The organism is Desulfogranum japonicum DSM 18378, from assembly GCF_000429945.1.
In the GTDB taxonomy this organism is placed as follows: Bacteria; Desulfobacterota; Desulfobulbia; order Desulfobulbales; family Desulfobulbaceae; genus Desulfogranum; species Desulfogranum japonicum.
This window is the reverse complement of sequence record NZ_AUCV01000013.1, coordinates 102509-116493: the sequence shown is the minus strand read 5'-3', so window position 1 is coordinate 116493 and position 13985 is coordinate 102509. Positions and strand designations below refer to the sequence as shown.

Below are 13985 nucleotides of genomic sequence, written 5' to 3'. Positions count from 1 at the left end.
CATGTTTTAATCGTACGTAGGGTAACGGTTAATTTACCTCCTCACATATTACAGAGAGACAAACCGGATAGAATACGTATTTTTTTGAAAATTTAAGCGAAGTCGGTGTTCTTGCCTATGAAAGATCTTCTTAAAAAGATACTTGTTCCAATAAAAGATGTTCAGGAAATAAGGGGAGTACTGCTTCCAATTGGCATGGAATATCTGCAATTAGTTGTGACAGGACCACCAGGTGCGGGAAAATCATATTATATTAATCAGATTGGTGGTTGGCCCAATGAAGGATATATCGATTTGACACGCAAAAACTGGTGGAAAAACCAGACGCTTATCTACAGGCCACGGGAAGTGCATCTTGGTATGCCGTTTAAAGGGTTTGAGGAGGCTCTCACCGTATTTGACAAAGAATGGGTGGAGTCTGATCCTGCACCTCTTTTAGATACTGCACGGATTAAAATTCCCAGGCAGGCTGCATCCTTTTTCCAGACCAATTGGATAAACAGATATTTTTTCGAGTTTCTTCTGCCATCTCCGGAAGAGATCTTCGAACGAAGACAGAGCAGGAAACATCAGGGTTATTTTCCGGTGGATGCAGGGTTAACGCTTGAAATGGTAGGGAGGCAGGTTCTTGCGTATCAGGAAGTTGCACTCTATCTGCACAGGGCAGGGTTGAATATTGCCGTACGTCGCTCCCTTCAAGGTCCCCCCTTCTACATTGCAGAGAAAGGCGTAGCGCATGTTCCGCAGTGGTCCATTCCCACACATGCCCCTCGGCCAAGTCTGAATAGTGTGAAAGGCTGGAAACAGTTATTGGGCATTCATCGCAGCACGTGGTTTACCATCACCACCGAACCGCAACCAGTAAAGGAAGTGAGCAGGGTGGCCCATGATGGCAAAAGCTTTGAAATGCTTATCGGAAATCAGCGCTTTTATTTTGCGCCAGAGATTTCATTAGGGGTCAAGCGACGTTCCATTCGCAAAAATTGGAGAGTTTCCGAACCCCATGGTTGTGACAGTACTGAACCTTCAGGTTTTGTCCGTATTCAGGATGGTGAAACGGTCATTATCGGCAGATCCAACAAGATTTACGCGCATATATTACAATTTGATTCATCTGTATCCATGCGTCACGTGGGTATTACCAACGAACGTGGTGACCTGACCTTTACGCCCTTGAATATGGACCGGCCTGTTCAGCTGGTACGTTTTGACGATATGGATTACAGAGGCAGGGTGAAGTTGGAGAGGGAAAATGCCTTTCACCGCATCAAGCAGATTTTTGGAGGACAGATTCAGCAGAAACCCAGAGAAGAGGCTTTGCAGCTTCTCGAGAAGGCCATCGACTGCATCAGTCATGATCCAGCCAGGGAAAGTGACCGATCAGGCTCAGGTGGAGGAGTGATTCTGTTGAATGATGACACCATCCCGGTGATTGTAGGAGACCTGCATGGCCAGGTGGATAACCTGCTTAAAATCCTCAGTGAAAATTGTTTGCTGCGGCACCTGGAGAACAAGGCTGTAACCATGGTGGTTTTAGGAGACGCGCTTCATTCTGAGATTGCCGGCGAGATGGAGGATATGGACAGCTCCATTCTCATGATCGACTTGCTTTGCACACTCAAGCTGCAATTTCCTGAGAGCTTTTATTACATTGCCGGAAACCACGATTCTTTTTCTGAAGATATCAGTAAAAACGGCATTTCCCAAGGGGTGCTTTTAAAAAATGAACTTTTTGAACTCCGGGGCCGGAAGTATGTGGATGCCATGGATCTGTTTTTTGAGAAGCTCCCGTATATTGTTTCCTCAAAACTTTTCTTTGCCTGCCATGCAGCACCACCCCTTTCCAGGGTCAGCTATGAAGAGCTTGTCAATATCAGCGATAATCCGGCTCTCATTCGCGAGATAACCCGTAACAGGTTGCAGCGTCCCAATTACCCCGGTGGATACAGAAAAAAGGACATCAATACATTTCGAAAAAGCCTGGGCCTGGCAAAGGGAGTCCCTTTTATCGTCGGGCATACGCCAATGGATCCCTTTAGCAGTGTATGGAAAAATGTGGATGCTATAAAAAAACACCACATTATCTATAGCGCTCACCAGGATGGACCGACAATTCTGCAGTATATCAGGGGAAACTTTATTCCTTTGAGTTATCCAGCAGAACCTCTGGTAAAACTGCTTAATGACCTGTAATTTGATGATTTTTTTACCTGGTTTTTCCGTGTGAAGAGTTTTCCAAACTGAAAAAAAAATTGACAATTCTTGTGGAATCGGTATCGCCTGCCGAGTACATTAACAGATTCTTAACACATGCCATCTGAAGCTAGATTTAGGTTCAGGGCGAGTGTTGTTTGTAATACACAAGATTTTTTTGTGCAGGAGAACTGTCGACTGAGACAATGAATTTGTGTTTTTGTACAGGCGCGGACAAAGCGGTATGGCCTGAAAACTGATACGTAAATAACTGACTGTAATTTCTTTTTTTACCAGAAAAAATCTACCAAGGAGATCGAGGAATATGCCCATACGATCTACTAATCCCCTTTCTGGACTCTTCCGACGTTCGCCTTTTAAACCTCTGCAGGAACATATGCGAGTGGTATTTTCCTGCATATGTGTGGTTCCCACTCTTTTTGACGCCCTGTATCGGCAGGAGAATGCACAGATAAAGGTGCTGGCCGACCAGATTCAAAGCCTTGAGAGCGACGCGGATACGATCAAGTATACGTTTCGCTTGAATATGCCCAACTCTTTGCTGATGCCGGTGGCCAGGCGAGATCTTCTGGAACTTATGAACGACCAGGACAGGCTGGCTGACACTGCGGAAACCATTGCCCAGATCCTGAGCTTTCGTGATATGGTGGTACCCGATGTCATTAAACCTTTTCTCGATGAATTACTCGAAGGCACCATGGAGACCTGCTCCGCGGCTTTGGAAATCATAGAGGAACTGGATGAACTCCTGGAGGTCGGTTTCGGTGGACGGGAGATGGAAAAGGTCAATGGGATGATTGCCGGTGTGAGACGGAGCGAGCATAACATTGATCATGTGCTCCATAAAACACGCCGCGCATTGTTTGAAGGAGAGGGAGATCTGGACCCTATTTCTGCCATGTACTGGTATAAAATTATTGAATTGATCGGTGACCTGTCTGATCAGTCAGAGAATATAGCAGATCGGCTGTTGCTGTTTCTGTCAAAATAAGAGGAATATATGGAAATAATTGCAGCCTACGGAACCATAATGGTCGTTATGGCAGTGGTGTTCGGACTGTTTATGACCTGGGGGATTGGAGCCAATGACCTGGCCAACGCCATGGGAACCTCAGTGGGAGCTGGTGCTGTAACCATCAAGCAGGCAATTTGTATTGCCATTATTTTTGAATTTCTTGGAGCTGTTATTGCCGGAGGACATGTTACCAAAACCATCCGTAAAGGCATTATTGATCCCAGCAGTATCATTGGAAATCCTGAAATACTGGTATATGGTATGCTGGCAGCACTTCTTGCTGCGGCTTTCTGGCTGTTGATCGCCTCAGCAAAGGGTTGGCCCGTTTCCACCACCCATTCCATAGTTGGAGCGCTTATCGGCTTTGCCATGGTCGGTATAGGGCCTGAAGCTGTTCATTGGGGAAAGGTCGGTTCCGTGGTGGCAAGCTGGGTCCTTTCTCCAGCATTGGGCGGCACAATTGCCTATCTTTTGGTACTATCAACCAGAAAACTTATTTTTGATACTGAACATCCCCTGCGTAATGCAAAAAGATACGCTCCAATGTATATTTTTCTGGTGGGATTCATCATTTCTCTGGTCACCTTGTTTAAAGGGCTTAAACATTTAAACATAAACCTCTCAAGCGGGCAGAGTTTTCTTGTTGCAATCCTTATTGGTTTGCTTACTGCGATTATAGGATGGTTTTTTATTCGTAATATCAGAGAGGATATGCGACGTAGCCGTGACTTTCATTTTGCGGCTGTGGAGAAAGTGTTTACCCCTATGATGCTGTTCACAGCCTGTTCCATGGCCTTTGCCCATGGGTCCAATGATGTGGCTAATGGTATTGGTCCACTGGCAGCAGTAGTAAGTATTATCAGTTCCGGTGGTGAGGTGATGCAGAAATCCGAACTGCCCCTATGGATACTGCTCCTTGGCGGTGGTGGTATTGTTCTTGGGCTACTCACTCTGGGATATAGGGTAATGCTCACTGTGGGGAAAAAAATTACAGAATTGACACCCTCTCGCGGATTCTGTGCCGAACTTGCAGCCGCAATAACCGTTGTCCTGGCTTCACGTACCGGTTTACCTGTCTCCACAACGCATATTCTGGTTGGTTCAGTGTTAGGAGTAGGTCTTGCCCGCGGGGTGGGGGCGTTGGATTTGAGGGTGGTTTTAAATATTATTATCTCATGGCTTGTAACCCTTCCTGCTGGTGCTCTCATGGCGATGGTGTTTTTCTTTACTCTGAAAGGTATTTTCGGATAAATCCTTGTCCGCAATATAATATGAAAGCCGCCTTGCCTTTCTGCGCATGGCGGCTTTTTTTTCCTCCCAACACGTTGATACCGTTGCATATCTCTGCAATGAAACTATCCAGTGCTTGTTCATAAGTAACCATTCATAGGGAAAGCGGATAAACTGTCATTTCTGGATAGGTACTATCTAACTGCCCTTTTTATCTGTTTTTTTTTGATATTACCTTGACATTTAACTTTCTTCTGACGTATCCATGTATAGGGGGGAATTCTGATCTGAAAATATGTTTATTGCTGTTTTGAATCTAGGCATCTGGAACAGGCTACTCTTTGCCTGTGCATGTAAAAGGCTGCAATAGATTATTTTCTCCAACTATCGCAATGTTTCCAACGTTGCAAGTTGGTTCAGACGTCCATGTTCGGCCACTGAAAAAGCCTGATACAGTTGTTTTTACAACGACGGACAAGGTATCTTGTCTTCAGACAATGAGCGTTCCATAATCTCAGTTTGAATTTGTTAGATTGATGGCAGGCAATGCCTCAATTTCAACAGGGTTTTATATACAATATGTGGTGAAGCAGGCAGATATCTGAGGAGGTTTATTCTTCAGGTCTCTGCTTTTTTTGGGGATAAAAAACAAGATGTTGAGGGGGGGAGTGATGAATTTCAGGTCTATTGGTTTTAGACTTATTGTCGGTGGATGTATTGCTGTGGCAGTACCTTTGCTTATCGTTGGCTTGCTGGCTGTTACAAAATCTTCATCAGCGTTATCTGAGACTGCACGCACAAGTGCTGCCTCTCAGGCAGAAAAACTGGCAGATCTCATTGAGTCTACTCTGAATGAGCAGTTGAAGATTGCTGCAGCCCATGCCGTAGATACCAACATACGACACATTGGCGAGCGGGTTAAAACAGAGGGAATAGAGAATGCGCAGGAAGATATTCGTAATCTGCGTCAGCAGATGAAAGATAAATTTGCACAACTGGATGACAGTTATCTTGGTATTTTTATTACTGATGATAAGGGGCATATGTATACTGGGGAACTTTCCAGTGGCAAGGAATACAAAGGCGTCAATCTAGCTGATATGCCATATTTTCAACAGGCTAAAAGTACTGGGAAACCCGTTGCTGGAGATGTTGTAGTCTCTAAGGTGACAGGTGATGTTATTTATGTGGTATGTGCACCAGTGTTTTCCTATACCAATCAATTCCTTGGAATTTTCGGACTATCGCTGAAAGCTTCGCCACTCACAAGCCATGTTTCATCGGTTAAGATGGGGAAAAGCGGCTATGCGTATATGTGCGATAGCAATGGTATTATAATCGCTCATCCTGTGAAAAAGTATGAAATGCACCTTGATCTCCAAACATTGGAAGGTATGGAAGAGATCACCAAAAGTATGTTGGCGGGCGAAAGAGGGGCTTTGGACTATTTTTTTAATGGCAAAGCTAAAATAGCGGGTATTGCCCCTGTTCCCATGAAAGGCTGGAGTATTGCCATTACTCAGGATGCTGACGAGTTCCTGGCTGCGTCACATTCAATCCGTAATTCCATTTTGCTCGTTACCTGTATTGCTATGGTAGTTGTGTGTGGTGGCGTACTATGGTTCAGCCGCAGTATCACCGTTCCTTTGAATAGCGCTGTGGCAGGGTTACAAGACATTGCCCATGGAGAAGGTGACCTCACAATGCGGTTAAATGTATCCGCGAAGGATGAGATTGGTGAGCTGGCAAAATGGTTTAATATATTTATTGATAAATTACAGGGTATTATCGGAAATATTGCAGAAAATACACATTCAATAGACAGGTCTTCGGGTGAACTATCATCGATTGCAAGGAGTATGTCGGACAATTCTTCAGATACCTCCCAGCGAGCAGACAATGTGGCAGCCGCAACTGAAGAAATGACAACAAACTTGAATAATGTGGCAGCCGCCATGGAACAGTCGACCACGAACACATCCATGGTTGCCAGCGCAGCGGAAGAAATGACAGCAACCATTGGTGAAATAGCTAACAATGCAAACCAGGCACATTCCATTTCTCTTGCTGCCGTGGAACAGGCTGCATCTACGTCAGCCAAAATGGCTGAACTGGGTAAAGCTGCTCAGGCTATCGGCAAAGTCACTGAAACTATAACCGAAATATCAGACCAGACAAACTTGCTGGCTCTCAATGCCACCATTGAGGCGGCCCGTGCCGGTGAAGCTGGTAAAGGTTTTGCTGTGGTTGCCAATGAAATCAAGGAACTGGCCAGACAGACAGCTGCCGCCACACAGGACATTAAACAGCAAATTGGAGATATGCAAAGCACCACCACGACCACTGTTGACGAAATTGATCAGATTTCAGAAGTAATTAATAAAATCAATGAAATCGTAGCAATAATCTCCACCGCCGTAGGTGAACAAAGCGCTGCAACCCAGGAGATTGCAGACAACATTGCCCAGGCATCTCATGGCATGACGGAAGTAAACGAAAATGTGAGTCAAAGTTCCATTGTGGCAGTAACCATCAGCCAGGATATTGCCTCGGTTAATTCTGCTTCATCGGAAATTTCAACAAGCAGTCAGCAGGTGAGCGCAAGCGCGTCTGATCTGCAGCAATTGGCGGAGAAATTGAAAATTATTGTGGGTAGCTTTAAAATATAAAGATAGCGGTAAACGCGTAAAATAAAGGACAGGGAGGATCCCTTTTTCCTTGTCCTTTGCCATAATGTGCAATGTAATCTGTGTGATATTGCAGGGGGGGCTAAGGGGCACCGGCTACCCCACAACCCAGGTCGTAAAACCGCGGCTCTTTCGGGAAAGTGTATTGGAGATAGAGCCGAATAGAAACTCTTCGTTCTTGCTGATGCCCCGTTTACCGATTACCAGAGTGCCACAACCGCATTTTTCTCGGGCCTCGAGGATGGCATCGCTAATGGTTCTGCCATCTGCCAATTGGATATCGCTTGTGATTTTATCCATTGGTACATGGTATTTACGCAGGGTTTTTATTGCCAGATCCAGCGCAGCCTCACCCTGGTTTTCCATGATTGCCTTATACGCATCCAACGTCCCGCCCTGACTGTAATAATCGGGAGGGGGATCAGGAAAAACATGGATGAGGTGGTATCCTGATGAATTGATATTCTTCATGAAATTGCCAACATATTTTACTGCGCGGAGAGCGTCATCAGAATCATTCACCGCTATGAGTATCTTACGACAATCATCCATCTCATTACCTCCAGTCACCAAATTTTATAAGGCAACGAGTGCCATTTGCAATGTTGTTCAGAGAGCATTGATGTTGAGTTGTCTTTTCTGTATTTCCCCGGAAGGTACTAACTCATCATTACGGTTCTACAGACCATTTTTCAAGGAGATGCAGGATTGAAGTCATCATTGCATGCCTCGGTGCCTGCATCCCAAATTTTTCAGCGTACTTTACCAGTGTCCCACTTTGCGCATCAATTTCAGTTTTTTTATTGTTGATGATATCCTGTAACATGGAGGAGAGATTGTTTGAACTTTCTTTGCATATTTGTTGAAATTGTTCGAACAGGTCATCTACAAACGGTTCCACCCCCCGGGCCTGGGCCACAGCCTCTCCCTCGGCAATCAGTTCCCTTGCAAGCTGTAGAGATTCTGTGTCTTCCAGGAGTTTTCCATTGGGAACACGCAAGATGGAAGTGAGACTGTTCAGCGCCGCATAGGTGATGACCTTACCCCATAATCTGCCGATTATCCGGCCTGAACATCGGGCTTCGATCCCGCTCTCGGTGAATACCTTGCAGATTTTTTCCAGCCTGGGAGTCACTTGGCCTGCGAGTTCTCCGACTGCACCGAGTTCACCAAGATAGGTCGTTCCACTACGCCCCTGTCGTATTTTTGCATTTCCAAGGCCTGTTGCTGAAACGAATGTCAAACCTGCAAGGATGGCTTGCGCTGGAAACATCTCTCGTAAAATAGCCTGGTTTCCCAGTCCGGTTTGCATGAAAATAATGGGACTTTCCGGTCGTACCAGATGTGCGACATTTTCAGCAGCCGATCTGGTTGCAAATGATTTCACTGTAAGCAGAATCAGGTCACATTGCTGGATTTTTTTACCATCAGTATCTGCACAGACAGAAAAGTGCTCCTCAGTATCCTGTGGCCCACCGATGTATCTGACCAGGCCGATTCCGTTTTTATTCAGTTCATCTACAACTTCTGAATTGGTATCAATTAAGGTTACTTGATTGCCTCCTTTGCAGAAATAGGCCCCAAAAAACCTGCCAATGGCTCCACCGCCGACTATCACTATATGCATATCATTTTCCTGTGAAACGGTTTTTGTTAACGATAGTTGCCAGAAAGAAGACCACACTATGTATGGTAGCCAAACAATGCCCTTGGAGCAAATTATCTTTGTGGCTTGAGTAGATCAAGATAGGGTAAAATATTGGGGTAAGGGGAACGGAAAAATACATTATCTCATCCCGTTGACCTTTCAACGCATAATCCTGCGCAATTTTTGGATAGCTCTTGCTTTCCTCGCTCCTGATATTTCAATGCGAATTGTTATCACCCACAGTCGTGTGATATATCTGCCTAACTCTGAGGGGTGTCTCTGATGTAGAGTACCATGTGATGCTTCCAACCGTTGCCCCTGGATCAACGTCATAGGATTTGTCTTGAGGGAATTGTTCATGGTTCGACCTCAAGGGGTTGTTGATCCATGTCTTGCTCACCACAGTGATGCAGGATATATGCCCTGGTCCGGTTACGTAAATCTAACGCCGCTTGCCAGTCTTTTCCTTTCGGAGAAAGAGGGGCTCCGATATGGAGATGCACATTTCCTGCTCTTGGAAACCAGGAGCCGCAACGCAGTTTGGATCTTGTTCCGCGAAGGGTCAGGGGGAGCACTTCCATTGTATTTTCTGCTGCAATCAAAAATGCTCCCATATGAAATGGCAGAAGGCCTGGCATGCGTTTGCATGTGCCTTCTGCGAAAATACATATCGTGTTTCCCCTGGCAGCGTGTTCATTAATTCGTTTAGCATCAGCAAGGGCTTTCATGCTTTCAAAACGTTCAACAAAAATGACATTGAGCCGACGTAGGAAAAATCGAAGCAAAGTATTTTTAGCTAATTCCGCTTTGGCTACATAGCTGAAGTGGCCTGGGAGAACTGCCATGAGGATTAGGCTGTCAAGATAACTCTGGTGATTGACTACCAGGATTCTGGGTTTTTGAAGGTTGATATGCTCTCTACCTTTTACGCTGATGGTTGTCCCTGTGAGTCTGGCGAGTAAGCGCGACGTCATACGTGCTATGTACCAGCAGAATTTTTTACCGGGCAGAATAAACACCAGACATGCAGCCATGAGCGAGAGTACTCCAAAGAGTAGCCAGCAATATGCGGCATACAGGGAAGTCGCCATTAGCCGCAAAGCCTGTTTGCCTTGCTGAAGAATACTACGCAGCGTCATGCTCATCAGTTGCATCCAGAGTGCCCGCGGTGGACGGCCTATTTGTCCTTTTTCATAAAGCTCTTTGCTGGCAGTTCGACGAATTTTACCACTTGATGTTTTCAATACTGATCCGGGCCGGGCCAGGATAACTTCATCAGGGGGCATGCCTAAAATATCCACACTACGATGTATTATTTTTTGCCTAAGTGTTTTCAGCGCCACCGGATCCTTTTCACGACTCTCTGCAAGTACAATGAGTCGTTCCGTCGCTGTGGCTTGATGAATAACACCAAAAACCGCCACACATCCCTTCCGAATACCTTTAATAGCACCAATAGCCTCTTCAAGCTCATAGGGAGAAATGTTACGCCCAGCACGGATTATGATATCCTTAACCCGGCTGGTCAGATAGAGTTCCTGATCTGCCATATAGGCGAGATCTCCTGAATCCAGCCAGGTTCCATGGAAAAGTTCTTTGGTTTTATCAGGATTGCGGTAATATCCACTGGTGGCAGAAGGGCCGGTAAACTGTAGATGGCCGATTCGTCGGTCTGGAAGCTCATGGTCATTGGCATCAACAATGCGCAACTGATGGCCAGGCAATACACGTCCGCTGGAAACAAATACCAGTGGTTTGTTTTCCTCTGGTGGTGCGGGCAGTGCTTTTCCCCGCTGTAAGAAAGCGTGCCGTTGAACGGTGTCAAATAATGGGCCGCGATCCGGAGGCGGAAAAGCAAGACCGACACTCGATTCAGCAAGGCCATACACCGGTGACATGGCCGTGGATTTAAATCCATATTTACTGAAACGTTTGCCAAATCGTCGGATTGTTTGCGGACTGACCGGCTCTGCTCCGTTAAATGCCATCCTCCATGAACTGAGGTCCAGCCCTTCTAGGCGCTGATCATCGATTTTGTTCAGGCAGAATTCGTAACCAAAATTTGGTGAGGCAGAGAGAGTCCCTTTATGATGGTGTATAGCCCACAGCCAGCGTTCAGGATGGGCAAGGAAGGATAAGGGCGACATGATCACCAGTTCACAGCCGTGGTACAAACTGCCTAACCATGCTCCTATCAGGCCCATGTCGTGATACAAGGGCAACCAGCTGACAAAGACGTCGTGGGGACCTGCCTGGATGACACGGCCCATTGTCCGGATGTTGGTCAGCAGGTTGGAATGGGTAAGGATAACCCCTTTGGGTATCCCCGTACTGCCCGAGGTATATTGGAGAAAAGCGGTGTGCTCAGGCTGGATGTGCGGAAGGGATGTAGGTGAGGAAGATTCTGCAGATTGTAACTGAGCAGCTGTCAAGATTTCCCGAAGTGATGATACCTGGGCCTTGAGAAATCGAGCCAGGGGAATGACGTCTGCAAAGGTAATCAACAGTTCAGCCTGGCAGTTGTTTAAAATGTGGTTATGCCTGCGCAGGTGATCTTCAATTTGAGAAGGGCGTGCAGGTGGATATAAAGGCACAGGAACTGCACCTGCCATGAGGATACCGAAAAAGCAGAAAAAATAATCCAGTCCCGTTGGGAGCATCAGGGCGACGCGGGCACCTGGCTGCACCTCATGATCCTGTAGCCCCTGAGCTATGGTACGAGCCTGTTTTCTGAGTTCTCCGTAGCTGAGTGTAACGGGAGAGTCTTTTTGTAGGTAATAGATGAGATGCACCTGTTCCGGTAGTGCATCTGCCTGCAGGTTCAGCAGTTCCACCAGGGTTCGAGCTGAGTGGGCAATTCCAGTCTGTCTGGGAGATGTATGGATTTGTTGCTGGTCCAGATTGTTTTGCTCCTGGCTGGGAACATGTTGGGTTATTGCCCTTGCAATATCCCGCAAGGTCTCGGCGCTGCCAAGCGTTTGTTCTCCGAGGGCTATCCCTGATATTTTTTCGAGACGTGTGAGGAATTCAACTTTTGTCAGGCTGTCAAAGCCCAGGTCGCGCTCAAGGGAACTATCCAAGGTAAACTGACGTTCCCTGGCTGCCGGATCCAGTTCCATGGCCAGTTTGGAAGCGACCTCGCAGATATCTTCGTTACTGAGGCTGGAGCCGCAATTCGGTTTACATGTATCAGATAAAGGACATCCGGATGCTTGAATGGTAGAACTTTCGGAAGAGGGTGTATGCATTGCTGTTGTCCTTCGCCTCTCTAATTGGGGTTGAAACGACACTGCAAGGTCGAGAATGCAACAGGAAATCCCGAGCAGGCCGGCAGCAGAGATGGTACGCTTGAGAAGGAGCTTTCCTACGGAAAAACAGCCTGTTTTTTCTTTTAGTTTCTCATATCTACTGAAAACACACCAGGAAAAAGAATGTGCGCGATTGCTCTTGGTTTGTGAGCAGGTTATCTCTGTGATTCATTATAGACTTTGACATTTTGTTGCCTTTTTCCTTACAATTATCAGTAGATCAAAGACCCAGGTTGATTTTTTTTTCGCGGCCCTGCAATCAAGGGATGACAAAGTTCTTTCCTCTTTATGGACGACAGTAAGAAGCCATTATTACTTTTAGTTGATGACAGTCCTTCCAATCTGCATGTACTGAGTGAAGCATTGGGGACCCACTACGATATTCGTATTGCAAGTAATGGCTCTTCCGCCTTGCAATTTGTCCATGAACAGGTAAAGCCTGATATGATCCTGCTTGATGTTATGATGCCTGAAATGGACGGGTATGAGGTAACCAGAAGACTCAAGTCTTCGCCTTATACTAACGATATTCCGATTATTTTCATAACTGCTAAAAATTCCACAGAAGACGAGGAATATGGGCTATCCCTCGGAGCTCTCGACTATATAAGCAAACCTTTTGATCTGGTGATTGTCCAGGCACGTGTGCGTAATCTCCTGCAGTTGAAGCGACAGCAGGATGAGCTTGTCCGCCAGAAGAAGCAACTCGAAAAAGCACTGCGAGAGATTAAGGTGCTGCAGGGATTTCTCCCCATTTGTTCACACTGTAAACAGATTCGTGATGACCAGGGCTATTGGAATAATCTGGAAGCGTATATCAGCCGGCACTCTGAGGCGCGTTTTACCCATACGCTCTGCCCGCAATGTGCAGACAAACTCTACCCGGAACTGAAAAAAAGAAAAAAATAACCGTAGGGAGGAGTAATGCCGCGGTCTCTTCTTCTGGCAGGGGTACTCGTTATATCGGTCATATTTTATGCGGGCTGCAAGCAACCTGAAGAATCAGTCGGTCCCAGGTATTCTTCAGAAGGTCCGGAACCAGCTGCTGCATCGCAATCTCCATCGTACCGTTTCGCTGTTCATCCATTGTATAATCCGGTCAAACTGTCGCAGGTTTACCAGCCTTTGATGGATTATTTGAACAACACGGTTCCCGACGCCAGTTTCACTCTGGAAGCTTCCCGCGATTATGCCGCATTTGAAAAAAAAATTCGTCAGGCAAAAATTGAATTTTTACTTCCCAACCCCTGGCAGACCCTTGAGGCAATGGAAGCGGGTTATGACGTTATAGCCATGGCAGGCAATCCCGAGGATTTTAGAGGTATTTTTATCACCCGTAAGGACAGCGGCCTCAAGCATGTTACCGATTTGAAAGGGAAAACTGTCAGCTACCCTGCACCCACAGCTCTTGCCGGCTGTGTGATGCCGCAATATTTTCTGTATCAGCATGGCATTGATATTCATCAAGACATACACAACACGTATGTAGGCTCACAGGAATCGTCTATTATGCATGTTTTTCTTGGTGAAAGTGCTGCCGGAGCAACCTGGCCGTCTCCCTGGAGACTTTTTCAGAAAAAACATCCTGAGAAAGCCAGGTATTTGCAGGTTCAGTGGCAGACTGAATCACTGTTGAATAATTCGGTGATGGCCAGGAAGGATATTGCTCCTGAGCTGAAGCACCGCCTGCAGAAGGCACTTTATCTGTTACATGAAACCTCTTCGGGCAGGTATATCCTATCCACCATGGAAACAGCAAAATTCCATCGAGCTGATAATTCTCATTATGACGTGATCAGAAGGTTTATGGAGGAATTTGAACAAAACGTCAGAGGGATACGGGAGAAAGAGTATGGAGCGCTCGATAGTGTCAGATAAGCATT

Annotated in this window: 9 protein-coding genes; 6 read left to right on the top strand and 3 right to left on the bottom strand. The window is 46.2% G+C overall.

All coding sequences use genetic code 11. From position 1 onward, the window contains the following. Positions 1-117: 117 nt before the first annotated feature. The 4 genes from G493_RS0108060 (at position 118) to G493_RS0108045 (ending at position 7128) form a co-directional block, all read left to right on the top strand. Positions 118-2193 (top strand): metallophosphoesterase, encoded by a 2076-nt coding sequence (locus G493_RS0108060; protein WP_028579968.1) that lies wholly within the window; start codon positions 118-120, stop codon positions 2191-2193. A gap of 325 nt (positions 2194-2518) precedes the next feature. After that, positions 2519-3205 (top strand): TIGR00153 family protein, encoded by a 687-nt coding sequence (locus G493_RS0108055; RefSeq protein WP_035273960.1) that lies wholly within the window; start codon positions 2519-2521, stop codon positions 3203-3205. A gap of 9 nt (positions 3206-3214) precedes the next feature. Further along, on the top strand, positions 3215-4480 hold the full coding sequence (locus G493_RS0108050; protein WP_028579966.1) for an inorganic phosphate transporter: 1266 nt from the start codon (positions 3215-3217) through the stop codon (positions 4478-4480). Between the two features lie 650 nt (positions 4481-5130). Next, entirely contained in the window at positions 5131-7128 is a 1998-nt protein-coding gene (locus G493_RS0108045) for a methyl-accepting chemotaxis protein (protein WP_028579965.1), read from the top strand. Positions 7129-7242: 114 nt separating this feature from the next. Here the strand turns inward: G493_RS0108045 and G493_RS31950 are convergent, their stop codons facing one another. The 3 genes from G493_RS31950 to G493_RS0108030 all read right to left on the bottom strand — a co-directional run bounded on the left by G493_RS31950 (position 7243) and on the right by G493_RS0108030 (position 12042). Beyond that, positions 7243-7698, bottom strand: a complete 456-nt coding sequence (locus tag G493_RS31950; protein WP_028579964.1) for a universal stress protein — start codon at positions 7696-7698, stop codon at positions 7243-7245. 118 nt (positions 7699-7816) lie between these two features. Further along, entirely contained in the window at positions 7817-8773 is a 957-nt protein-coding gene (locus G493_RS0108035; RefSeq protein WP_028579963.1) for a ketopantoate reductase family protein, read from the bottom strand. Between the two features lie 377 nt (positions 8774-9150). Beyond that, positions 9151-12042 (bottom strand): AMP-binding protein, encoded by a 2892-nt coding sequence (locus tag G493_RS0108030; RefSeq protein ID WP_084813479.1) that lies wholly within the window; start codon positions 12040-12042, stop codon positions 9151-9153. 348 nt (positions 12043-12390) lie between these two features. Between G493_RS0108030 and G493_RS0108020 the strand changes: the two genes are divergently transcribed. Both G493_RS0108020 and G493_RS0108015 read left to right on the top strand, forming a co-directional pair. Next, positions 12391-13011: a response regulator gene (locus tag G493_RS0108020; protein ID WP_028579961.1), complete on the top strand. Its 621-nt coding sequence runs from the start codon at positions 12391-12393 to the stop codon at positions 13009-13011. A 15-nt stretch (positions 13012-13026) separates the two neighbouring features. After that, the gene (locus tag G493_RS0108015; protein ID WP_028579960.1) at positions 13027-13980 is read left to right on the top strand and encodes a phosphate/phosphite/phosphonate ABC transporter substrate-binding protein; all 954 of its coding nucleotides are present in this window, start codon (positions 13027-13029) and stop codon (positions 13978-13980) included. Positions 13981-13985: the final 5 nt, after the last annotated feature.